Source organism: Stenotrophomonas sp. WED208 (assembly GCF_040984485.1).
Lineage (GTDB): Bacteria > Pseudomonadota > Gammaproteobacteria > Xanthomonadales > Xanthomonadaceae > Stenotrophomonas > Stenotrophomonas riyadhensis.
The window spans coordinates 4,208,301-4,229,982 of sequence record NZ_JAZARB010000001.1; the positions used below are offsets into that span (position 1 = coordinate 4,208,301).

Genomic DNA, 21,682 nt, shown 5'->3' on the forward strand with positions numbered 1-21,682 from the left:
GGCGTGCCACCGGAAAAGGGTGGCGCGGGACTCGAAAACCCGTCTGAATACCCAATGCTTTGCGCTTGCCAGTCGGCGTCATCTTCGGATGGCGCCGGCTGGTAATCCGTTCGCGTTCCATGGCGGGCGGTGCGTGGGGGCCTTCGGGCCCGCCGGCTTGGGTATTCACCGGTTTTCGAGCCCGCACCGTCCGCCACCTTTATTGGTGGCGCTGCTATCTGTCCTGTACGGAGCATTGCCATGAACACATCGGACTTCCGTTCCCTGCACGCGCAGTACGATCCGGACAACGCCGACGCCGAGCGCGAACCGTCCCCCGATCCCAACACCTTCGTCGCCACGCTGCGCCGCATCGGATCTGGTGTGGCTGCGGATGGCCAGCCTTGGCCGGAGCGGCATCAACTGCCTGGGCGCTGCCTTCAGCTGGCGGATGCGGACTGTGCACTGGCCGGTCTGCGCGTGGTCGCGGAGCTGATGCTGGCTGCGGAGCGGACTCGGCAGAACGGCGCGCCCGAGGAGTATCTGGGGGATCGGGTTATGGAAGGGTTGAAGATGGCTTGTGTGGCGTTGACTGTGATGGCTAGTGAGCGGGTTCAGGTAAGGGAGTAGCGCGTGTGCATGAGCGACCTGCCTCAGATAGTTGAGGCAGGTCAACTACGGAGTTCGCCGCTATGCGCAGCAGGTTGATCCGCCGTTGTTATTCACCAGTCAGTGGCCAGGCATCATCAGGAGTTCACGCTCTAGATCAAAGGGCAGAACCCGCTACTGTAGCTCGTGGCTGAAGTCGAGCGCAGGAAGATGTCGTACAGATCCTGCGCACTGCGAGTAAACAAACGTCATAAACCACCCACATGTACGGCAAGAACGAGAACTGGCAATAGCATTAGAAAAGCTCACTCCTAGCCTTCATTGAATTCTGGACACGATTGAATATTTCCATCCTATCTGCCCGCAGCCTTTCTATGTCGAATATTTTGTAATCGTGCCCCTTCATAGAGGCAACTACGGCGGCTAACTCCTCTTCAATGCCAGCCCATTCCCCGGCCGATCTACGGGAGAAAACGCCTTTGAGCCCAACGAGAACTTCACGCAACTCGCTCTTACCTAGCTCAGACTTAACCCTAAGCTCATGAAGAGACTTCGACGCCACCGCGCCGAGCATAACAGGAACAGCGAGAGCTATAACAGCATCACTAACCATCACGCAGAACCCGCTCTTCTCGTCATTATGTACGATCAAGCGAGGAACATATCCTACAATTCCATATTTCTCCTTTATAGTTGACTCAAAATCATCCGACATCCAGAAGGCAAAGGAACTGTCACCATCACTCACAAACTCGCAGCATACCATTATCTCAAGAAGATCTTGTCGTAGTTCACCAGACAGCCATGAGGGGAGAACCTCTGACATCTCCTCATATCTTTCCAACAGAACATCTATGGCGGGAATTGTTACGGACTGAGAGAACAGAATAGGATCTGCCTCATGAGCCAAGACTAAAAGATTGTGATTGCTGAGCCCACTTTTACCGAATGCACTGTTGCGAAGCGCATTCGGCCTTGACTGAGAATAATCTCTAAGTAAAAACTCACAAAGAAAATAATCAAGAAGCGACTTGTGTGCCCACTTTATCTTCATTCCATCTCGTTGGAAAATTGGAACCGCATTCAACAAGTCTGCGAGAAGATCTTCCGGCCTGAATGACAAGTCAGGACAGAGTGATTGAGATATGGTTCGAGCCATGTCGGTAAATTCATCGACACTGACCTCGACTTCCCCTTTTTGACGAAAGAGCTTTGCAAGCGCCCGAACCGCTCGATGAAAATCATCATGATGAAGGCCCGTTCTTTTTTCCCGAACGTAGCCAGTCTCTTTGCTCAGGTCGTGCGCCTCATAAAGCGCGTCAAATACCTGGCGATAGAATACTCCACGCTTTACCGGGACAACAGACTTAAATTCAAAGGCCCTGAAGAGTAGCGACGTCAGAAGTGGGTTTTTTAAGAAGCTTGTTACGGAATCATCATGCCGCGCGCGCAGTTCATCGAGCAGTGCGCGCGCGCGGTCCTCGATGTCATACGCCTCACCGTAGTTCTTGATCAGTTGCGTTGCCTGCGCCCGAGTCAACTCTTGAATCTTATAGAGCAGGAAATCAGAGTATTCACCAAAAGGCAACTCTGGCCGACTCGTCATTAAGAACCTTCCATTTTCTGCGCGATCCACAAAGGACCGAACCCCCCGAGCGACCGAAGCTTTGTTCTTGTCGGAAATCTCATCAAACCCATCAAGAATAAACAGAATCGCCTGAGTCCTCAAAAACTCCTTTAAGGACTCAAAATTCGCCGAACTAACTCCAAACTGGACCATCACAGACTCTTCAATTCCGATCTGATCAGTTAGGCGGCGCAAATCAATCAATATAGGGAGAAATTTCCTTTCCTCTAACGACCTAAGATATGTAACCTTAGACACGGTTGACTTACCCATTCCGGCCACATCCACAAGAAGAGCTTTGCGTCCGTCTCTGAAAAGATCGTTAGGGAAAGAATCGACCGTAATGCTACCTTTACCCCTCGCTCGAACTATCGTGAGCGGGACGTAAATTGAATCAAGAGGAACTGAGTCACGAGGGAAAGCCACGGTGGTAACTTTACTGTAGCGATCGACTAGGAGCTGAGTCTGCTTAATAATCGCGTTCGACACATCTCTCCACGCTTTCTGCTCTGCTGCGGCCGTCTTTCTTTGTTCAATCCAAGATTTAAGAAATGGCACAAGCCAAGCCGTTGCTGCTTTTGTCGCGACACTAACAGTTCCCACAGCCATGATCCCTCACATTGTTTTCCCAGACCCTGAAGAAAGCGAAAATTCCTTTGAGAATTCGCCGCATGATTAAGCCACCATCATAGTTCCATAGTCATACTTAAAAAAAAAGGCGGCCATTGGCCGCCTTTTTTCACGTCAATTAATTGACGAAATCAAACCCCAACAGGATTAGCCTTCTCCGGATCAATCTTGTACTGCTTGATCGCCCGGGCCACATCCTTCGCGGTCATCTTCCCTTCCTTCGCCAGCGCCGCAATCGCGGCATGGGCGATGTAGTAGCGGTCAACCTCAAAGAACCGGCGCAGGTTCGCACGCGTATCCGAACGACCAAACCCATCCGTACCCAGCACGGTGTAAGACATCGGCACGAACGCACGGATCTGGTCCGCATACGCACGCACATAGTCGGTAGCGGCAATCGCCGGGCCCTGGCGGCCTTCCAGCAGCTCGGTCACGTAGGCCTTGCGCTGCTCACCTTCCGGATGCAGGCGGTTGGCACGTTCCACGTCGAAACCATCGCGACGCAGTTCGTTGAAGCTCGGGCAGCTCCAGATATCGGCGGTCACGCCGAAGTCCTTGTCCAGCAGCTCGGCAGCAGCAATGGCTTCGCGCAGGATGGTGCCCGAACCCAGCAGCTGCACGCGCAGCTCGCCCTTCTTCGGCTTGCCGGCGTCGGTCAGCAGGTACATGCCCTTGACGATGCCTTCGGCCGCGCCTTCCGGCATTTCCGGGTGGGTGTAGTTCTCGTTCATCAGGGTGACGTAGTAATACTCGTCCACCTGGTCTTCCATCATGCGCTTGGTGCCGTGCTGCAGCACCACCGTCACTTCGAAGCCGAAGGTCGGGTCGTAGCTGCGCACGTTCGGAATGCCACCGGCCACCAGATGGCTGAAGCCATCTTCGTGCTGCAGGCCTTCACCGTTCAGCGTGGTGCGGCCTGCGGTGCCACCCAGCAGGAAGCCGCGGGTACGCATGTCGGCGGCCTGCCAGGCGATGTCGCCCACGCGCTGGAAGCCGAACATCGAGTAGTAGATGTAGAACGGCAGCATCGGCACGTTGCTGACCGAGTAGCTGGTACCAGCCGCCATCCACGAGCTGATCGCACCCGGCTCGCTGATGCCCTGCTGCAGCACCTGGCCGCTCTGGTCTTCGCGGTAGAACATCAGCTGGTCGGCGTCCACCGGCTTGTACTTCTGGCCGAACGGCGCGTAGATGCCAATCTGGCGGAACAGGCCTTCCATACCGAAGGTACGGGCTTCGTCGGCCACGATCGGCACGATGTGCGGGCCCAGTTCCTTGTCGCGCAGGGTGATGTTCAGGCTCTGCACGAACGCCATGGTGGTGGAGTAGCTGCGCTCGCCGCTGCTCTTCAGCAGGCGCTCGTAGGCTTCCAGCTTCGGCGCCACGAAGGCCTTGTCGGCCTTGCGGCGGCGCTGCGGCAGGTAACCGCCCAGCGCGGCACGGCGTTCCTGCAGGTACTGCACTTCCGGCGAATCCGGGCCCGGGTGGTAGAACGGCACCTGGCCGTCGGCCAGCTGCGCGTCGGTCACCGGAATGTTGAAGCGGTCGCGGAAGTGGCGCACCGCTTCGTCGTCCAGCTTCTTGGTCTGGTGGGTCGGGTTCAGTGCCTCACCGGCGCTGCCCATGCCGTAACCCTTCACGGTCTTGGCCAGGATGACGGTCGGCATGCCCTTGGTGTTCACGGCCTGGTGGTAGGCGGCGTACACCTTGTGCGGGTCGTGGCCACCACGGTTCAGGCGCCAGATGTCGTCGTCGCTCAGGCCGGCCACCATCGCAGCGGTTTCCGGGTACTTGCCGAAGAAATGCTCGCGGGTATACGCGCCGCCGAAGGCCTTGCAGTTCTGGTATTCGCCGTCGACGGTTTCCATCATCAGCTTCTTCAGGACGCCGTCGCTGTCCTTGGCCAGCAGGGCATCCCAGTAACCGCCCCACAGCAGCTTGATCACGTTCCAGCCGCCGCCACGGAACACGCCTTCCAGTTCCTGGATGATCTTGCCGTTGCCGCGCACCGGGCCGTCCAGGCGCTGCAGGTTGCAGTTCACCACGAAGATCAGGTTGTCCAGGCCCTCACGGCCGGCCAGGGCGATGGCACCCAGGGTTTCCGGCTCGTCGCTCTCGCCGTCGCCGATGAAGCACCACACCTTGCGGTCGGACTTCTCGATCAGGCCACGGTTTTCCAGGTAGCGCATGAACTGCGCCTGGTAGATGGCGGCCAGCGGGCCCAGGCCCATCGACACGGTCGGGGTCTGCCAGTATTCCGGCATCAGCCACGGGTGCGGGTACGAGGACAGGCCACCGCCGTCCACTTCCATGCGGAACTTGTCCAGCTGCTCTTCGCTGATGCGGCCTTCCAGGAAGGAGCGCGCGTAGATGCCCGGGGCGCTGTGGCCCTGGATGAACAGCAGGTCGCCCGGGTGGTTCTCGCTCGGGGCGCGCCAGAAGTGGTTGAAGCCCACGTCGTACAGGGTGGCGCCGGAGGCGAACGAGGCGATGTGGCCGCCCAGGTCACCCGGCTTGCGGTTGGCGCGCACCACGGTGGCCATCGCGTTCCAGCGGATGATCGAACGGATGCGCCATTCCAGCTCGGCATTGCCCGGGCTCTTGGCCTCGAACTGCGGCTCGATGGTGTTGACGTACTCGGTGGTGGGAGAGAACGGCAGGTAGGCGCCCGAACGACGGGTCAGTTCCACCATGCCTTCCAGCAGCTGATGCGCGCGCTCGGAGCCCTCGACATCAATAACGGCCTTCAACGACTCGATCCACTCCTGAGTTTCCACAGGATTCGGGTCGTTGTTCAGCACCTCGTTCAACCAGTTCATTAGCGCTCCCATAACCGCACGCACGCGCGCGACTGTTGTATAGATTTCTAGACCGCAAAGTGTAGCGCACCAAGGGCTTTCGTCACTTGGCTACGCTGGCGTATGGATGCAACCAGCCAGTGTCCGCAAGGGGCTTGCCAGACCGTGCGAGGGCGCACTGGCGGGGCTTGGCGGCTGCGCGGGGTGTCGCTTCCGGACCGCTGCGCCCATGTGCAGGACGCAGTGTTACTGCTGCCGATGACGGTTGTGGGGCAGCGTGGCAGGCCTGCTCACGAGCGCCCCGGCGCTGGCGCTGAACCGGCGACAACGTGTCGCACCCGCCTCTGGATCGGCCCCCGCCCTGCCCTCAGGGTAGGCCTCGAGTGTTGGCCTCGCCCGCTTCGGTCCGCCGTCTGGCCCTGCCTCGCTCCCTTCCACAGCTTCGCCCGGGGCGCCTCACAAGGGGCGCCCCTTTTGCTGTGCGCGCGCCTTGCTGTGCGCGCGCCCGGCCATGGCCCAAAAATGACCTGCTTGTGGCCGGATCGATGGTTGTCGGCTTCGATATATCGATATATCGTTTGCACACTCGTTTACCGATATATCGAAATGAGCCGCACCGCCTCTCCCAGAACCCGTTCCACCGATTCGGCGGTGCCGCGCCGCAACGGCCAGCCACGCGTGCTCAGCCGCGGCGACCTGCGCCTGCTGGTGCTGGCCCTGATCGGCGAACAGCCGCGCCATGGCTACGAGCTGATGCAGCTGATCAGCAACCAGTTCATGCAGGCCTACACGCCCAGCGCCGGCACCATGTACCCGCTGCTGGCCAGCTTCGAGCAGGCCGGCTGGATCGAGGCCGAGGAAGTGGACGGCAAGCGGATCTTCCGCATCACCGCCGCCGGCGAGTTCGAGCTGAAGGTGCAGCGCACCCAGGTGCGCCTGGCGCAGCGGCGTGCCTTCGACCGCGCCCGCGAGATCACCAAGGCCTCGCTGCCGCCGCCGCTGGCCGGTGCCCTGCGCGAGTTCAAGCGGGCGCTGGTGCACCACCACGGCCGCTGGGCCGAGGGCGAGGCGGAAGAAGTAGCGGCGCTGCTGACGCGGGCGTCCGCGCTGCTCAACGGTACGGCCGGTAGCGAGAGCCATCCCTTTTCAACGACCCAGCCAGACTGAATCCAGCCAGGTCGCCCCTACGCCGCGCGCCCCCGCGCGACACCTTTGCAGGTAACCCCATGACCGAACACAACAACACGCGCCTGCGCCTGGATGTGCGCTTCCGTGAACTGACCGTGCTGCGCACCGAAGAGGTCACCCCACACATGCGCCGCGTGGTGCTGGGTGGCGACGATCTGGCCGGATTCGATTCGCCCGGCGCCGACGACCACATCAAGCTGTTCTTCCCCAACGCCAGCGGCGAGATGGTGCTGCCGGTGCTGACCGCCGAAGGCCGCAGCTATCCGGCCGGCAAGGAGCCCTCACCGGCCCGCGACTACACCCCGCGCTGGTGGGACCACGAAACCGGCGAATTGGCCATCGACTTCGTGCTGCACGACCAGGGCATTGCCGGGCCGTGGGCCGAGCAGGCCCAGGCCGGCGACACGCTGGTGATCGGCGGCCCGCGCGGCTCGTTCGTGGTGGCCGACAGCTACGACGCCTATGTGCTGATCGGCGATGAAACCGCGCTGCCGGCCATCGCCCGCTGGCTGGACGTGCTGCCGGAGGGTGCCGAGGTGCAGGCCTTCATCGAAGTGAGCGATGAGGAGGAACGCCAGGACCTGCCGCAGTACGAGAACGTGCGCATCCACTGGCTGGAACGCAACGGCTTCCCGGCGGCCAGCAGCACGCTGCTGGAAGACATGCTGACCGACTTCGAAGCACCGGACGGCGATGTCTTCTACTGGATCGCCACCGAATCGCGCCGCGCCCGGATGATGCGCAAGTTCATCGAAGGCCACCTGGGCGTGCCGCGCGACTGGATCCGTTCGACCGGCTACTGGAAGGCCCACCCGGACGAAACCGACGGCGATTGACCGGGCAGCCGGTGGGTGCGGACCGTTGGTCCGCCCGCCCTTGACTGTGTAGAGCCGAGCCCACGCTCGGCTGCTTTTGGATCCGCCATCGCGCTGCGCGCGATGAGTCGAGCGTGGCTCGACTCTACAGGGGGCCATCGGCGGTCATGCACTTTTTGCCTGGGGGTAGTGCCGGCCGCTGGCCGGCAACCTCATGAACCTTCGGCGGGAACCTGCAGCTGCCGGCCAGCGGCCGGCACTACCGCGTTGGATGCCACCCGCCGCGTCCACCCGAACCGCTGCGCGGCCCAGATCTCCAGCGCCACCAGCAGCGCGATGATCAGCAACGGCAACAGCAGCCCGAAGTACACGCCGGGCATCATGCCGTTGATCTGCGCTTTCACCAGCCGCAGCACGCCGCGGGTGTGCAGCAGCTCATCCACGTGCATGGTCAGCGCTTCGCGCACCACCTTCGGCTCCAGGCCAATCGTGCCAGCCTTGTCCACCAGCGTGTCTTCCACCATGCCGCGCAGCAGGCCTTCGCGCACCTTGCCGATCACCCAGCCGGTGCCGCGTGCCAGTGGGCCGTTGCCGAGGCGGTCGAGGCCAGGCAGCGGATGCTCGCTCAGATAGGCCGAGGCGATGGTATCGGCCACATCGCCCACCGTGCCCTGGCTGCGCAGGGCCTCGCGCATGCGCGGGTCGTCCAGCGAATCGGTGAAGCCTTCGCTCCACCCTTCCACCAGCGTCTGCAGGTGTGGCTGGAAATGATCGAGCTGCTTGAACAGCGCGCGATGCGCGCCGGCGGTGAAGCCCAGCTGCAGGCCGAAGAAGGCGGTGGCCAGCGGCAGCACCACCACGTAGCTGGCCAGCAGCCAGTGATGCCAGCGCTTGCGCCGCTGCAGCCAACCGCGGCGGTGCAGCCAGCGCCAGGCGAAGATGCCCAGCACCAAGCCCAGCAGCGTGCCGAGCAGGCTGCCGCCCAGCAGGTCGAGCACGCTGAGGCCCGTCCAGAATTCGTTCAACCAGTACTGCGCGTCCTGCATGGGTCTTCTTCCGTGAATGAATCAGCAGCCCATTGTAGAGCCGAGCCCACGCTCGGCTGCTTTTCGTTCCGCCATCGGAGAACCCTCGCGCTGCGCGCGATGAGCCGAGCATGGGCTCGGCTCTACAGGGATTCCGCCACCTGGTTCAACGCACTACCCGGCAAGCAATGCGACAATCGCGCTCCTTTCCTGCAGCAACGAGGCCCACATGGCCAAACTGACCCTGGCCAGCGTGGACGCGCTGCGTACCCGCTTCGCCGATGACGCCGCCTGTGATGCGGCACTGGCCGCGTTCACCGATCCGGCTGCACTGCGTACATCGCTGCGTGAGCTGGTGGAGGCACAACACCGCTACCTGCAGGCCGAGTTCGAAGTGGCACAGGTGGCCGACGTGCTGCGCCGTGACCAGAAGTACGCGCCGGTCGGTCGGCCTTCGATCAACATCGTGCAGCTGCGCAAACAGCAGGCCGCGACCAAGCAGGCCGCGCTGATCGCACGCCAGGTGGTGGCGCAGGCCGCGCAGACCTTCGTGCGCGTGAGCGGGATGACGGTGAAGGCCAAGCAGAGCCCGAGCGAAGCGTGCGTGGCATGGTTGGGCGCGCTGCGCTGAACGCGCGTACCCGGTAGTGGCCAACCTTGGTTGGCCCGCGAAATGCTCGTGTACCAACCGAGGTTGGCACCTACCGGGTAGTGCCGGCCGCTGGCCGGCAACCCCATCAGCATCGGGCACCTCGCAAGCAGCCGGCCAGCGGCCGGCTCTACCAGAACCCAAAAAGAAGGCCCGCTTTTCAGCGGGCCTTCTGCCTTCTCACGACGAGTGAGCGGGGTGCATCAAGCCGCCGGCTTTTCGCCGGTGGCTTCGGTGGTGATGCGGATCTTCACTTCATCGCTGACGTTCGGGGCGTAGGCGCCGACGCCGAAATCGCTGCGCTTCAGGGTGGTGGTGGCATCGAAGCCGGCGGCCGGAACCTTGGCCATCGGGTGCTCGCCGCCGCCGTTGACGGTCACGTCCAGGGTGACCGGCTTGGTGATGCCCTTGATGGTCAGGTCGCCGGTGACGGTCAGCTTGTTGGTGCCGGCCGCTTCCACCTTGGTGCTCTTGAAGGTGGCATCGGCGAACTTGGCGGCGTCGAAGAAGTCGGCGCTCTTCAGGTGCTCGTCGAACTTGGCGGTGAAGCTGTTCAGGCCGCTCAGCGGCAGCTTCACTTCCACGGTGGACTTGGTCACGTCTTCGGCGTTGTACACCAGGGTGCCTTCGACGTTGCCGAAGTGCGCGCTCGGGTTGGAGAAGCCGAAGTGGCTCCACTGCGCCAGCACGTCGGTGTGGCTCGGGTCCAGCTTGTAGGTGCCCGAGGCGATCTTGATCGCTTCGGCGGCCGGCGCGGCAGCGGCGGCATCGGCAGCCGGGGTGGCGGCCTGCTCAGTGGTGGCCGGGGCGGCAGCATCGGCAGCCGGGGCCGCGGTGTCGGCCGGCTTGGAGCAGGCGGCGATGGCCAGGGTCAGGGCCAGCGGCAGCAGCAGTTTACGGGTGGCGCTCATCTCAGGAACTCTCCGGATCGTAGGGTAGGTACACGGTGCAGCAAGGGCCCGCCGCGGGACGGCAGGCCCGAAACCGATACAGCGACTTACGCGATGCGCGCCGCTTCGTCGAACGACAGGCGCGGCAGACGCGGGAACAGGCCCGCCGGGTCACCGTAACCCAGGTTGACCAGGAAATTCGACTTGATGGCGGTGCCGGCGAAGAAGGCTTCGTCGACCTTGGCCGCATCGAAGCCGGACATCGGGCCGGCATCCAGGCCCAGCGCGCGCGCGGCCAGGATCAGGTAGGCACCCTGCAGGCTGCCGTTGCGGATGGCGGCTTCGTGGCGGCCTTCCTGCGGGCCGTCGAACCAGGCCTTGGCATCGGTGTGCGGGAACAGGTACGGCAGCTTCTCGTGGAAGTCCAGGTCGAAGCCGATGATGGCGGTGACCGGGGCAGCCATGGTCTTGGCCAGGTTGCCTTCGGACAGGGCCGGGGCCAGCTTTTCCTTGGCTTCCTTCGAAGTGACGAAGACGAAGCGGGCCGGCGTGGTGTTGGCCGCAGTCGGGCCCCACTTCACCAGGTCGTACAGTTCCTGCAGCAGGCTGGCCGGGACCGGCTTGTCGAGGAAGGCGTTCTGGGTACGGGCAGTGCGGAACAGCTGATCGAGGGCAGCAGCGTCGAGCGCGTGGGACATCGGTGGATCTCCAGGGCGGCTAAGGGAAGTCAGTGCCCGCGGGCGGCGCGGGGCGAATCGACGAGCCGCAGTGTAGAGTGTCGCGACTGTTGCAACACCCAGCAGGGCTGAAACGAATTAATGCCAATGGTGAAACGATCGAGCGCGCCGTGGACGGTCACTGACGGCCGTGCGGGCAATGTCCGCCAGGCGGTCGCGCTGGCCTCGGCGCTGCGCCAGGGCACCCACCGACCGCTGGTCCTGCAGCCGCGCGCGCCTTGGCGCTGGCTGTCGCCGCGGCGCCTGCCGGGCGATGTGAACGGCTATGGCGAGGCTTTCGCGTCACTGGCCGCCGAGGCCCCGGCGCTGGCGATCGGCTGTGGCCGCCAGGCCGCCGGTGCCCTGCGCGTCCTGCGCGCACGCGGCAGCCAGGTGGTGCAGGTCCTCGACCCGCGCATCGGCGCCCGCCATTGGGATGTGGTCGTGGTGCCCGAGCACGATGCCCTGCGTGGCAGCAACGTGCTGACCCTGCTCGGCAGCCTCAACCCGGTGGACGATGACTGGCTGGCCTGGGGCCGCGCCGCGTTTGCCGGCTTCAGTACCCTGCCCGGCCCACGCACCGCGCTGCTGGTGGGCGGGCCGACGCCGCTGGCACCGTGGGACGAAGCGGCGATGGTTCGCGTGTTCCAGGCGCTGGCCGAGCAGATCCGCAGCGAAGGCGGCAGCCTGCTGGCGACCACCTCGCGGCGCACGCCGCCGGCATTGGCCGAGATCCTGCGCGCGAAATTCGCCGACCTGCCGCACGTGATCTGGGGTGATGGCGGCGATGGCGTGAACCCGTATGGGGGCCTGCTCGGCTGGGCCAACCGCGTGGTGGTCTCACCCGATTCGGTGAACCTGCTCTCTGAGGCCTGCGCCACGCGCATGCCGGTGATGGTGGCCCTGGCCGAGACCGCGCAGGGGCGGCTGGCGCGTTTCCAGCAGCAGCTGCGCGAGCGCGGGCGATTGCAGGAACGCTGGCTGGACTGGCAGTACGACCGCATCGAGCCACTGCGCGAAACCGCGCGGATCGCGGCAGAAGTGAAGCAGCGCCTGGCAGCGGGGTAGTGCCGGCCGCTGGCCGGCAATCCTGGGCGCCTGGCATCACGGAAATGCCGGGTGCGCAGCGTTTTCTGAACATTTCGATCCAGCTGCGCGGTTAGAGTCCACCTTCCCCCATCACTCTGAACGTCTTCATGCGTACCCTGCTCCTGCTGCCCCTGGCCCTGCTCGCCGCGTGTTCCACCACGCCCACCGAGCTGGATCCAATCTCGTATCAATGCCAGCAGCAGCTGGACGCGTACCGCGAACAACCGGCGCTGCGCGATCCGAAGGGCCAGCGCCCGCCACTGCCGGTGGCTCCCATCAGTGACGCCTGCGACAAGGAACTCAAGCGCAAGGGCGTGGACCGCCCGCTGCGCTGACCGGCGTATGATCGGCGCGCGGGCCTGCCCGCCGTTGAAGGTATCGACATGGATCGTTTCTCCCGCCTGCCCCGCGCCGCGCTGCTGATCGCCAGCCTGCTGGCGACCGCACCGGCATGGGCCAACAGCACCGAGTGCCGCGAGCGCTACCCCAGCGTGGCGTCGCAGGCGGCAATGCTGGACGTGGCGTGGACCACCGCCGAGCGTCTGGATGCGCTGCCCGATGTGGACGTGGTGGTGGCTGCACGTGGCGGTCAGGACCTGAGCCGCTACGGCCTGCGCCACAGCCACCTGGCCTTCCTGCTGCGCGAGGACGATGGCCGCTGGCGCGCGATGCACCTGCTCAACCGCTGCAAGACCGACAGCTCGCAGCTGTACCACGAAGGACTGGGCAACTTCGTCGGCGAGAGCGGTGGCCATACCGATCTGCGCATCGGCGTACCGTCGGCACCGCTGCGTGCAGCACTGCGCGCGATGCTGGTGTCGCCCTCGATCCAGCCCAAGGCGCTGCACGAAACCAGGTACAACGTGGTCGCCTACCCGTTCGCCACCGACTACCAGAACTCCAACCAGTGGGTGCTGGAAGTGCTGGCAGCAGCGATGGCACAGGCCGATGGCGCACCGGCCATCGTCAAGCGCGAACAGGCCCAGCAGTGGCTGCGCCAGCAGAAGTACCAGCCCAGCGTGCTGCATATCGGCCTGGGCAAGCGCGTGGGCGCACGCCTGTTCGTAGCCAACGCCACCACCACCGACCACCCCGCCGGCGAACGCATCTCCGGCAACTACTCGGTCGTGACGGTGGAATCGGTGTTCGATTTCCTGCACCAGCGCAGCCAGCTGCAGCAGGAACTGGTGATCCCCCACGTGCCGGTGGCCGGAGCCGCCGCAGCCACGCCCTGAATTCCCTTTTTTGCGACCTGGAGGTCCCGATGCTCCGTTACCTGCGTATGCCTGCCTCTGCCCTGCTGCTCTCGGCGCTGCTGGTGCCCACCGTCCATGCCGGCGCTGCGCCGCAGTTGAACAGCAGCGAGGCCAGCGTGCTGATCACCTCGTTGATCGTGGTATCGGTTCCCCTTGCGGCGTCGGCAGGCCTGTCCGAACTCTCCAAGGCGCCGTTCAAGGCCAGCGAACGCCGTGACAGGGCCCGCCGCACCAAGGCGGTGCCGCTGCCACCGATGGAAGTGAAGAAGGTGGAGACCACGCCGGAGGGCGAGCGCCAGGTGCTGCTGCAGGTACCGGACAAGGCCGACCAGACCGCCACCCTGCGCTGGCCGGCGCGCGTGCACGAGGGCCAGACGGCGGCCTTCGTGGTCGGCCAGCAGGTGCATTTCGACCCAACCGAAGCCGGTGCTGGTTGGACCGTGAAGAGCGCACAGGGCCAGGCGCTGGCCTATGTGCCGACCGCCTATGCCGCCGGCGATGTGATGAGCGAAGCGCTGTAAAGCTGAACGGCCGGTTTTGGTTTTGCCGTGGGCCGGGCGGATAATGGGCGATCCCCTTTGTCCTCCTGGCTCGCCATGTCCGTGCGTCCTGCCCCTGTGTTTGCCCCGTTGACCGCCCGCGCCCTGGTGCTGGCGGTACTGGCCATGGGCGCGGTGGTGCTGCTGTCCAACGTGCTGGTGCAGTACCCGATCAATGACTGGCTGACCTGGGGTGCCTTCAGTTATCCGGTCGCGTTCCTGGTCAGCAACCTGATCAACCGCCGCTTCGGCCCGGGCCCGGCGCGCCGCGTGGCGTGGATTGGTTTTGCGGTGGCAGTGCTGCTGTCGATCTGGGTGGCCACCCCGCGCATTGCCATTGCCTCCTGCTCGGCCTTCATCGTGGCCCAGCTGCTGGACATCACCGTATTCGACCGCCTGCGCCGTGGCAGCTGGTGGCGTGCGCCAATGGTCGCGACGACCTGCAGTGCGACGGTGGATACCACCATTTTCTGGTCGATCGCCTTTGCCGGTTCCACCCTGCCGTGGGTGAGCTGGGCCGCCGGCGATCTGGCGGTGAAGCTGGCGATCGGCGTGTGCCTGCTGGCCCCGTTCCGTGCGTTGTTGTGGAAGATGGCGCCGCTGCGCGCCACCAGCTGACCGCCGGCGCTCTGGTAGGTGCCAACCTTGGTTGGCACGCTGTTGCCGGGGTCATGAACGCTGATGGGTTGTGCCAACCAAGGTTGGCACCTACCAACAGCAAGCCAACGGCCAGATCATTGATCCGGCAGGTCATCGCCGGGCCATTGATCCGGTAGCCGCCAACCTTGGTTGGCACGCTGTTGCCGGGGTCATGAACGCTGATGGGTTGTGCCAACCAAGGTTGGCACCTACCAACAGCAAGCCAACGGCCAGATCATTGATCCGGCAGGTCATCGCCGGGCCATTGATCCGGTAGCCGCCAACCTTGGTTGGCACGCTGTTGCCGGGGTCGTGAACGCTGATGGGTTGTGCCAACCAAGGTTGGCACCTACCAACGGCAAGCCAACGGTCAGATCATTGATCCTCAGGCGAATGGCAGCTCCGCGGCGATGCACGCCGCCGTAATCGCGGCACACGCCTCTTCAATCGCGGGCGTGGTCGGGGCCAGCCGCGGGCGACGGTCCAGCGTGCAGGCGAGGCCCACGTCCAGCAGCGTGGCATGTGCCCCGTGCAGCGCCTGCGCGGTGTCTTCCGGCAGGAATCCCGCAATTGCCAACGCATCGATCAACGACGGCGTGTCGCGCGGCTGCAGCAACGCCGCATGCTGGGCACTGCGCGCAAGCACGCCGGTCTGCAGCAGGAACTCCAGGTCCACCACGCCACCCGCACCCTGCTTCAGGTCCAGCCGCGCGGCATCGCTGCGGTCCAGTTCGGTGCGCATGCGGCCGCGCATCTTCAGCACGTCGGCATACAGCACACCGGCATCGCGTTCGCGGCCCAGCGTCTGCGCACGCACGTGCTCGAAGTCGGCCAACAGGCTGGCATCGCCGGCCACGCCACGCGCGCGCACCAGCGCCTGGTGCTCCCAGGTCCACGCACGTTCGCGCTGGTATTCGGTGTAACTGGCCAACGAAGACACCAGCGAACCCTTGCCGCCATCCGGGCGCAGGCGCACGTCGATGTCGTACAGGCGCCCGGCGGCAGTGACTGCCCCAAGCAGTGCCATCACCTTCTGCGCCAGCCGCGCATACCAGCGCCCCGGTTCCAGCGGACGCGCGCCATCGCTGGCATCCACGCCGGCTGGATTGTCGTGCAGGAACACCAGGTCCAGATCGGAACCGAAGCCCAGTTCAAGGCCACCGAGGCTGCCGTAGCCGATGATCGCGAAACGGCCACCGGGAATCTCACCGTGCGCGGCGCGCATGTCCGCCTCGGCCATCGCCAGCACGGTGACCACCACCGCCTGCGCCAGCTCGGCCAGTTGCCGCGTGCTGTCCACTGCACCCTGACGGCCATCCAGCGTGGCCATCGCCATGCGGAAGCTCAGTGCCAGCCGCGTTTCATTGAGCCAGCGCAGCGCGGATTCCGGATCTTCCACCGCCAGCACCTGCTGGCACTCGGCCAGCATGCCGGCGGCATCCGGCATCGGCCCGGACACGCGCACGTCCAGCAGTTCGTCCAGCAGCAGCGGGTACGCGGCCAGGCGCTCGGCCAGCAGCGCACTGCGCGCCAGCACGTCCACCAACCGCGCCAACGCGCTGGGCTGCTCGTCCAGCAGCGCCAGATAGCTGGTCCGGCGCAGTACCGCCTGCAACAGGCCGAGCACGCGCTTGAGTGCGGCATCCGGCTGCGGCGAACGCGTGGCCGCATGCAGCAGCGCGGGCAGCACGCGGTCCAGCCGCGCACGCGCCGCATCGGACAACGACTTCACGCCGGTGCCCTGGGCGAAATCGCGCAGCGACTGGTCGGCGCCGTTGGCATCGAGGAAACCGGCTTCGGCCAGCAGCGGTGCATTGCTGCCTTCCGGCAGGCTGCGCCAGTAGTTGGCCAGCGCGTCGGGCGCGGCCTGACCCTTGCGCGGCGCCAGCAGCGCGGCGAATTCGGTACTGACCCGCTGTTGCTGTTCGGCCAACGCCGCACGCAACACCTCCCAGTCTGGATAACCCAGACCGACCGCGATGCGTTCACGGTCCAGCGCATCGCTGGGCAGCACATGCGTCTGTGCATCACGCAGCATCTGCAGGCGGTTTTCCAGCCGGCGCAGGAACAGGTAGGCCTCGCGCAGCGCACTGCCGTCCTCGGGCGCGATCTGCCCGGCCGCGACCAGTGCCTCCAGCGCCACCAGCAGCCGGCGCTCGCGCAGCGCCGGTTCACGGCCACCGCGGATCAGCTGCAGCGCCTGGCACAGGAACTCGATCTCGCGGATGCCACCGGCGCCGCGCTTGATGTCTTCGTGCAATTCGCGGCGTGCGACTTCGGCGGTGATCGCCGCCTTCATTTCGCGCAGGCCATCGAGCGCGGTGAAGTCCAGGTAGCGGCGATACACGAACGGACGCAGGGTCTGCAGCCACGCCTCACCGGCCTCGATATCACCGGCGACCGCGCGCGCCTTCAGCCAGGCATAGCGTTCCCAGTCGCGGCCTTCGCGCTGGAAGTACTGGTCCATCGCCGCGAACGAGAGCGCGACGCGACCAGCGCTGCCGAACGGGCGCAGGCGCAGGTCGACGCGGTGGCTGAAGCCATCGACGGTGGTCTCGTCCAGCAGCTTGGCCAGGCGCTGGCCGAGGCGCGCGAAATACTCCTCGGCAGCCAGTGCGCGTGGGCCGTCGGATTCGCCGCCATGCGGGTAGGCGTAGACCAGGTCCACATCGGAACTGAAGTTGAGTTCGCCACCGCCGAGCTTACCGAGGCCGAACACCACCAGCTGCTGCGGCGCGCCTTCGCCGTCGCGGACCACGCCGTGGCGCTGGGCGAATTCCTGCTGCAGGGCGTCCAGCGCCAGCCGCAGGCAGTCTTCGGCCAAAGCGGTGGCGCCGGCCAGGGTCTGCGCCACGTCGTCCAGACCGGTCAGGTCGCGCCAGATCAGCCGCGTCGACATCGCCGTGCGCCAGCGCCGGATCTGCGCCGGCCAGTCGCTGGGCTGCAGCGGATCGAGCATCGGCGCCGGGATCGGCGGGCAGCCGGGGGCGGCCAGCTGCGCCAGCAGCGCCGGTTGCCGCACCAGCGTGTCCAGCGCGAAGTCGCTGGCCACCGCCAGCCGGGTCAACAGCGGCAGCAGCTCGGCAGGAACGGGCTCGGGCAGGACCTGGGCCAGGCGCGCCAGGGCGCGGTCGACAAGGGGCTGCAGGGAGGTGGGCAGATCGGCGGGGGCGAGGGTCATGGGCTGATTGTATCGACCCGGTAGTGCCGGCCGCTGGCCGGCAGATCCGATGATTCCGCAGCAGCTTCCTGCAGTTGCCGGCCAGCGGCCGGCACTACCAATAATGGATGCTGCGTATTCATACTGGACGACAGGCAATAAAAAAGCCCGCTTGCAGCGAACTGCCAGCGGGCTCTGCTCCCTCCCCCACGTCGGGATGCAGGGCCATCGTGCGGGCTGCGAAAGCACTTTGCACGCTGCACTGCAAAACAAAACCGGTGGGTAGGGGTAACCCCTGCGGGGAAAAGCCATTCCACGAAGGTAGAACCCCCCGTACGGAGGAGGATGGCCGATAATCGGGATTCCCCCCAGAAACACTGTCGTCATGTCTGTTGATCGCATCGCCAACGCGCGTCTCCGTGACCGCGTGGTCTCCGCCGAGGCCGCAGCCGCGCTGATCCAGCCCGGTGAAACCGTGGCCATGAGCGGCTTTACCGGCTCCGGGTACCCCAAGGCCGTCCCCGTTGAACTGGCCCGTCGCATCGAATCGGTGCACGCCCAGGGCCAGCCCTTCCAGATCAAGCTGATGACCGGCGCCTCCACCGCGCCGGAACTCGATGGCGCGCTGGCCAAGGCCGATGGCATCGCCATGCGCATGCCGTTCCAGAGCGACCCGGATGCGCGCAACCGCATCAACGAGGGCAAACTGGATTACATCGACATCCACCTCAGCCACGTGGCCCAGCACGTGTGGTTCGGCTTCTACGGCGAGATCGATACCGCCGTGATCGAAGTCTCGGCCATCCGCGAAGACGGTTCGCTGGTGCCCTCCACCTCGGTCGGCAACAACAAGACCTGGCTGGACCTGGCGAAGAAGGTGATCGTCGAGGTCAACGAATGGCAGCCGGCCGGCGTCGACGGCATGCATGACATCTACTACGGCACCGCGCTGCCGCCGCACCGCAAGCCGATTCCGCTGGTCAACGCCAACGACCGCATCGGCGATACCGCGCTGCGCTGCGACCCGGACAAGATCGTGGCCGTGGTGCGCACCAACGGCCCGGACCGCAACAGCCCGTTCAGCCCGATCGATGCGACCAGCGAGCAGATCGCTTCGCACCTGATCGAGTTCCTCAAGCACGAAGTGAAGAAGGGCCGATTGCCGCCGAACCTGCTGCCACTGCAGTCGGGCGTGGGCAATATTCCGAACGCGGTGCTGGCCGGCCTGGCCAAGAGCGGTTTCCGCGATCTGGCCGCGTTCACCGAAGTGATCCAGGACGGCATGCTCGACCTGCTGCGCGACGGCGTGCTGAGCTATGCCTCGTGCACCGGCTTCGCGCTGAGCCCGCAGGCCAACGAGACGTTCAAGGAACACATCGATTTCTATCGCGAACGCATCATCATGCGCACGCAGGAGATCTCCAACCATCCGGAACTGGTGCGCCGCCTCGGCTGCATCGGCATGAACGGCATGATCGAGGTGGACATCTACGGCAACGTCAATTCGACGCACGTGATGGGCACGCGGATCATGAACGGCATCGGCGGTTCCGGTGACTTCGCCCGCAACGGCTTCCTGTCGGCCTTCCTGAGCCCGTCCACCGCGAAGAACGGCACCATCTCGGCGATCGTGCCGATGGCCAGCCATGTCGACCACACCGAACACGACGTGTCGGTGATCGTCACCGAACAGGGCCTGGCCGACCTGCGTGGCCTGACCCCGCGCAAGCGCGCGCAGGTGCTGATCGACAACTGCGCGCATCCGGATTTCCGCGCGCAGCTGCAGGACTACTTTGACCGTGCCAGCCGCGAGAGCTACGGCAAGCACACCCCGCACCTGCTGCCGGAAGCGCTGTCGTGGCACCAGCGTTGGCTGGATACCGGCACGATGAAGGGCTGACTGCGTTGGGGGTCAGAGCCCTTTTCTGCCGAAAAGGGATCTGACCCCGGTCATGCGCAACGTCGGGGTCGGATCTCTTTCCGCAGGAAAGGGCTCTGACCCCAGGTACGGACATCGGGTACAGCCGGCCAGCGGCCGGCTCTACCTTCACGCGGTGCGCAGCGCCGCCAGCGATTCGGCCTGCAGCCGCTCGTAGATCTCGAACTCGTCATTCACCGCCACGCCCAGCGCCTGCTCGAAGGCCTCGCGGTTGGCGTGCGCGGCATAGGCGCGCTGTTCTTCGCCGCCCAGGTTCGACTGGAAGATGCCCGCGGCACTGACCGGCAGAAAATCCTCGTAGACGATCGGGTCGGCGGTGGCCAGGCCCGCGGCCACCAGTACTTCGGCGGGCAGATCGGCCACGCGCTCCGGCGCGGCGCGGCCGGCATCGGTCAACTGGTAGCGGTAATAGCCCAGGCCTTCCTGGCGCAGCGTGTCGTGGTCATCCGGGAAGCTGGCGAACACCGCCTGCAGGCGCTGGCCGTAGTCGCCGCCCGTGCTGCCTTCGCCACCGGCATCACGGGCCTGCGACAGCAGCTGGTCGTACAGCGCGCGGCCCTTCGGGGTCAGCGCAAGGCCACGCTGTTCGATCTCGCCGAAGCGCGCGGTATGGGTGCCGGCATCGCCACCCTCGCTGTCCGGGAAATGCACGGCTTCTTCCAGTGCCTTGAAGCTGGTCTGCCGCAGCAGGATCGGGCAGGTGCGGCGCGGTGGGCCTTCGATCACCGCCTTGGCCGCCATGCCGTGCTCGATCATTGCCGCCTGTGCGGCATCGATATCCAGCGTACGCGGGGTCAGGTGGTTGATGTGCGGGCCGCGGAAGCTGACCACGTCGGCCACCAGGCGATGCGCGTTGTGCAGCGCGTGGTAGGTCGGCAGATCGACAGTGGCATCGCCGTGCCAGCGGAAGGTTTCCAGCGCTTCATCGACGAAGCGCTCGGCATCGGCCTGCGACAGCCCGCCGTCACGCTCGGCCTGGTCGATCAGCGCCAGCGCGCCCTCGGTGAAGATGCGGCGGCGTTCGAGGATACGCGCCGATTCGGCACGCAGCGCTTCGTCTTCGATCAGCTCCAGGCGCAGCAGCGAGGTGAACACGCGGAACGGGTTCTGCGCCAGCGCGGCGCCGGTCAGCGGGCGGAACGCAGTGGAGTGCACCGGCACACCGGCCACGGACAGGTCGTAGTAGCCGACCGGGTACATGCCCATCACCGCGAACAGGCGGCGCAGCGTGGCCAGTTCCTGCACGGTGCCGACGCGGATCGCACCGTGGCGCTCTTCATCCAGGCGCGCACGCTCGTCGTTGCGCTGCAGCTGCGCAGCCAGCGCCGGGTCCTGGTCAAGCACCTGCGCGTTGATCCGCTCCACCAGTTCCACCAGCGTGCCGTACAGCGGCACTTCGGTGCGGTACATGCGGGACATGGCCTGCGCGAACAGGCGGCGGATCACATCAGGCGAAACGAAAGAGGCGCTCATCAGTCACTCGATTACGGGAACGGGGAACAGCTCGAACCTGTATTGTCGCCGGAGCGCGCGGCGGCGGCGATATGCAGAGCAACATGACGGAAATCGGTAGTGCCGGCCGCTGGCCGGCAACCTCTGGATGCCTGGAATGATGCAGTTGCCGGCCAGCGACCGGCACTACCGCTTGAGCTGGCGCCTCAGGGTGGCATCCAGGGTGATCGGCCGGTCCCAGTGCTGGTAGCTGGCCACGATGGCATGGCGCACGGCGCGGTAGTGCAGGTTGTCCGGCTTGGTCGGCATGCGCTTCACCACCGCCTCCCAGCCGCCCGCCGGGTCCTGGCTGAAGGCGCGCACGCTGTCGCGGCAGGTCTGGCCGCTGGCCTTGGCCCAGAAGCAGGCGAAGTAGATATCCCCGGCCTGCCAGCCATGGGTGGTGAACAGCGCGCTGATGTAACCGCGCGGCACCTCGGCATAGCGCGACACTTCGTCGAGGAAGGCGTCGGGGTAGCGTTCGGCGTAGTGGTTGATGTCCTGCAGCTGGGCATCAACCCAGCGGTCACCGGTTTCCACCGTGTAGGCCGCCGAGCGCTCGGCGGTCTGCTGGGCCAGCACGGTGGCCGGCACCAGCAGCAGGGACAACAACAGCGCGCGCAGTCGGACGTTCATGCCCCGA

18 protein-coding genes are annotated in these 21,682 nt (G+C 65.1%); 10 read left to right on the plus strand and 8 right to left on the minus strand.

Annotated elements, in window-relative coordinates; all coding sequences use genetic code 11:
* The first annotated feature begins 240 nt into the window (after nucleotides 1-240).
* Entirely contained in the window at nucleotides 241-609 is a 369-nt protein-coding gene (locus VPH47_RS19230) for a hypothetical protein (RefSeq protein WP_368851520.1), read from the plus strand.
* Nucleotides 610-883: 274 nt separating this feature from the next.
* Here the strand turns inward: VPH47_RS19230 and VPH47_RS19235 are convergent, their stop codons facing one another.
* Together VPH47_RS19235 and aceE are read right to left on the minus strand one after the other, a co-directional pair.
* The gene (locus VPH47_RS19235; protein ID WP_368851521.1) at nucleotides 884-2,824 is read right to left on the minus strand and encodes an NACHT domain-containing NTPase; all 1,941 of its coding nucleotides are present in this window, start codon (nucleotides 2,822-2,824) and stop codon (nucleotides 884-886) included.
* 152 nt (nucleotides 2,825-2,976) lie between these two features.
* Nucleotides 2,977-5,664 carry a pyruvate dehydrogenase (acetyl-transferring), homodimeric type gene (gene aceE, locus VPH47_RS19240; protein WP_368851522.1) on the minus strand — a complete coding sequence of 896 codons (2,688 nt, stop codon included), beginning with the start codon at nucleotides 5,662-5,664 and terminating at the stop codon, nucleotides 2,977-2,979.
* A gap of 585 nt (nucleotides 5,665-6,249) precedes the next feature.
* On the opposite strand from aceE, the gene VPH47_RS19245 reads away from it, so the two are divergent.
* Nucleotides 6,250-6,810: a PadR family transcriptional regulator gene (locus VPH47_RS19245; protein WP_368851524.1), complete on the plus strand. Its 561-nt coding sequence runs from the start codon at nucleotides 6,250-6,252 to the stop codon at nucleotides 6,808-6,810.
* 59 nt (nucleotides 6,811-6,869) lie between these two features.
* A complete protein-coding gene (locus tag VPH47_RS19250; RefSeq protein WP_368851525.1) occupies nucleotides 6,870-7,667 on the plus strand; it encodes a siderophore-interacting protein in 798 nt (265 codons plus the stop codon).
* Nucleotides 7,668-7,858: 191 nt separating this feature from the next.
* On the opposite strand, the gene VPH47_RS19255 is transcribed toward VPH47_RS19250, so the two are convergent.
* Nucleotides 7,859-8,692, minus strand: a complete 834-nt coding sequence (locus VPH47_RS19255; protein ID WP_368851526.1) for a hypothetical protein — start codon at nucleotides 8,690-8,692, stop codon at nucleotides 7,859-7,861.
* Nucleotides 8,693-8,900: 208 nt separating this feature from the next.
* Between VPH47_RS19255 and VPH47_RS19260 the strand changes: the two genes are divergently transcribed.
* Entirely contained in the window at nucleotides 8,901-9,302 is a 402-nt protein-coding gene (locus tag VPH47_RS19260; protein ID WP_180859617.1) for a hypothetical protein, read from the plus strand.
* A gap of 221 nt (nucleotides 9,303-9,523) precedes the next feature.
* Here VPH47_RS19260 and VPH47_RS19265 read toward each other — a convergent pair whose 3' ends face one another.
* Both VPH47_RS19265 and VPH47_RS19270 read right to left on the minus strand, forming a co-directional pair.
* Nucleotides 9,524-10,231 carry a YceI family protein gene (locus VPH47_RS19265; protein ID WP_005415047.1) on the minus strand — a complete coding sequence of 236 codons (708 nt, stop codon included), beginning with the start codon at nucleotides 10,229-10,231 and terminating at the stop codon, nucleotides 9,524-9,526.
* An 86-nt stretch (nucleotides 10,232-10,317) separates the two neighbouring features.
* Nucleotides 10,318-10,908, minus strand: a complete 591-nt coding sequence (locus VPH47_RS19270; RefSeq protein ID WP_110710863.1) for a malonic semialdehyde reductase — start codon at nucleotides 10,906-10,908, stop codon at nucleotides 10,318-10,320.
* Nucleotides 10,909-11,034: 126 nt separating this feature from the next.
* Between VPH47_RS19270 and VPH47_RS19275 the strand changes: the two genes are divergently transcribed.
* From VPH47_RS19275 to VPH47_RS19295, 5 genes are all read left to right on the plus strand, one after another.
* On the plus strand, nucleotides 11,035-11,994 hold the full coding sequence (locus tag VPH47_RS19275; RefSeq protein ID WP_368851527.1) for a mitochondrial fission ELM1 family protein: 960 nt from the start codon (nucleotides 11,035-11,037) through the stop codon (nucleotides 11,992-11,994).
* A gap of 128 nt (nucleotides 11,995-12,122) precedes the next feature.
* A complete protein-coding gene (locus VPH47_RS19280; protein ID WP_110710861.1) occupies nucleotides 12,123-12,350 on the plus strand; it encodes a hypothetical protein in 228 nt (75 codons plus the stop codon).
* A 48-nt stretch (nucleotides 12,351-12,398) separates the two neighbouring features.
* Nucleotides 12,399-13,250: a DUF2145 domain-containing protein gene (locus VPH47_RS19285; RefSeq protein WP_368851528.1), complete on the plus strand. Its 852-nt coding sequence runs from the start codon at nucleotides 12,399-12,401 to the stop codon at nucleotides 13,248-13,250.
* 29 nt (nucleotides 13,251-13,279) lie between these two features.
* Nucleotides 13,280-13,792 carry a hypothetical protein gene (locus tag VPH47_RS19290; protein WP_368851529.1) on the plus strand — a complete coding sequence of 171 codons (513 nt, stop codon included), beginning with the start codon at nucleotides 13,280-13,282 and terminating at the stop codon, nucleotides 13,790-13,792.
* Nucleotides 13,793-13,867: 75 nt separating this feature from the next.
* Nucleotides 13,868-14,428: a queuosine precursor transporter gene (locus VPH47_RS19295; RefSeq protein ID WP_087921316.1), complete on the plus strand. Its 561-nt coding sequence runs from the start codon at nucleotides 13,868-13,870 to the stop codon at nucleotides 14,426-14,428.
* Nucleotides 14,429-14,834: 406 nt separating this feature from the next.
* Here the strand turns inward: VPH47_RS19295 and glnE are convergent, their stop codons facing one another.
* The gene (gene glnE, locus VPH47_RS19300) at nucleotides 14,835-17,630 is read right to left on the minus strand and encodes a bifunctional [glutamate--ammonia ligase]-adenylyl-L-tyrosine phosphorylase/[glutamate--ammonia-ligase] adenylyltransferase (RefSeq protein WP_368851530.1); all 2,796 of its coding nucleotides are present in this window, start codon (nucleotides 17,628-17,630) and stop codon (nucleotides 14,835-14,837) included.
* A 364-nt stretch (nucleotides 17,631-17,994) separates the two neighbouring features.
* Here glnE and VPH47_RS19305 point away from each other — a divergent pair, with 364 nt between their 5' ends.
* Nucleotides 17,995-19,509, plus strand: coding sequence for an acetyl-CoA hydrolase/transferase family protein (locus VPH47_RS19305; protein ID WP_110710856.1), 1,515 nt, complete (start codon nucleotides 17,995-17,997; stop codon nucleotides 19,507-19,509).
* Nucleotides 19,510-19,656: 147 nt separating this feature from the next.
* Here VPH47_RS19305 and VPH47_RS19310 read toward each other — a convergent pair whose 3' ends face one another.
* Both VPH47_RS19310 and VPH47_RS19315 read right to left on the minus strand, forming a co-directional pair.
* A complete protein-coding gene (locus tag VPH47_RS19310) occupies nucleotides 19,657-21,021 on the minus strand; it encodes a VOC family protein (protein ID WP_368851531.1) in 1,365 nt (454 codons plus the stop codon).
* A gap of 165 nt (nucleotides 21,022-21,186) precedes the next feature.
* Entirely contained in the window at nucleotides 21,187-21,675 is a 489-nt protein-coding gene (locus VPH47_RS19315; RefSeq protein ID WP_368851532.1) for a hypothetical protein, read from the minus strand.
* Nucleotides 21,676-21,682: the final 7 nt, after the last annotated feature.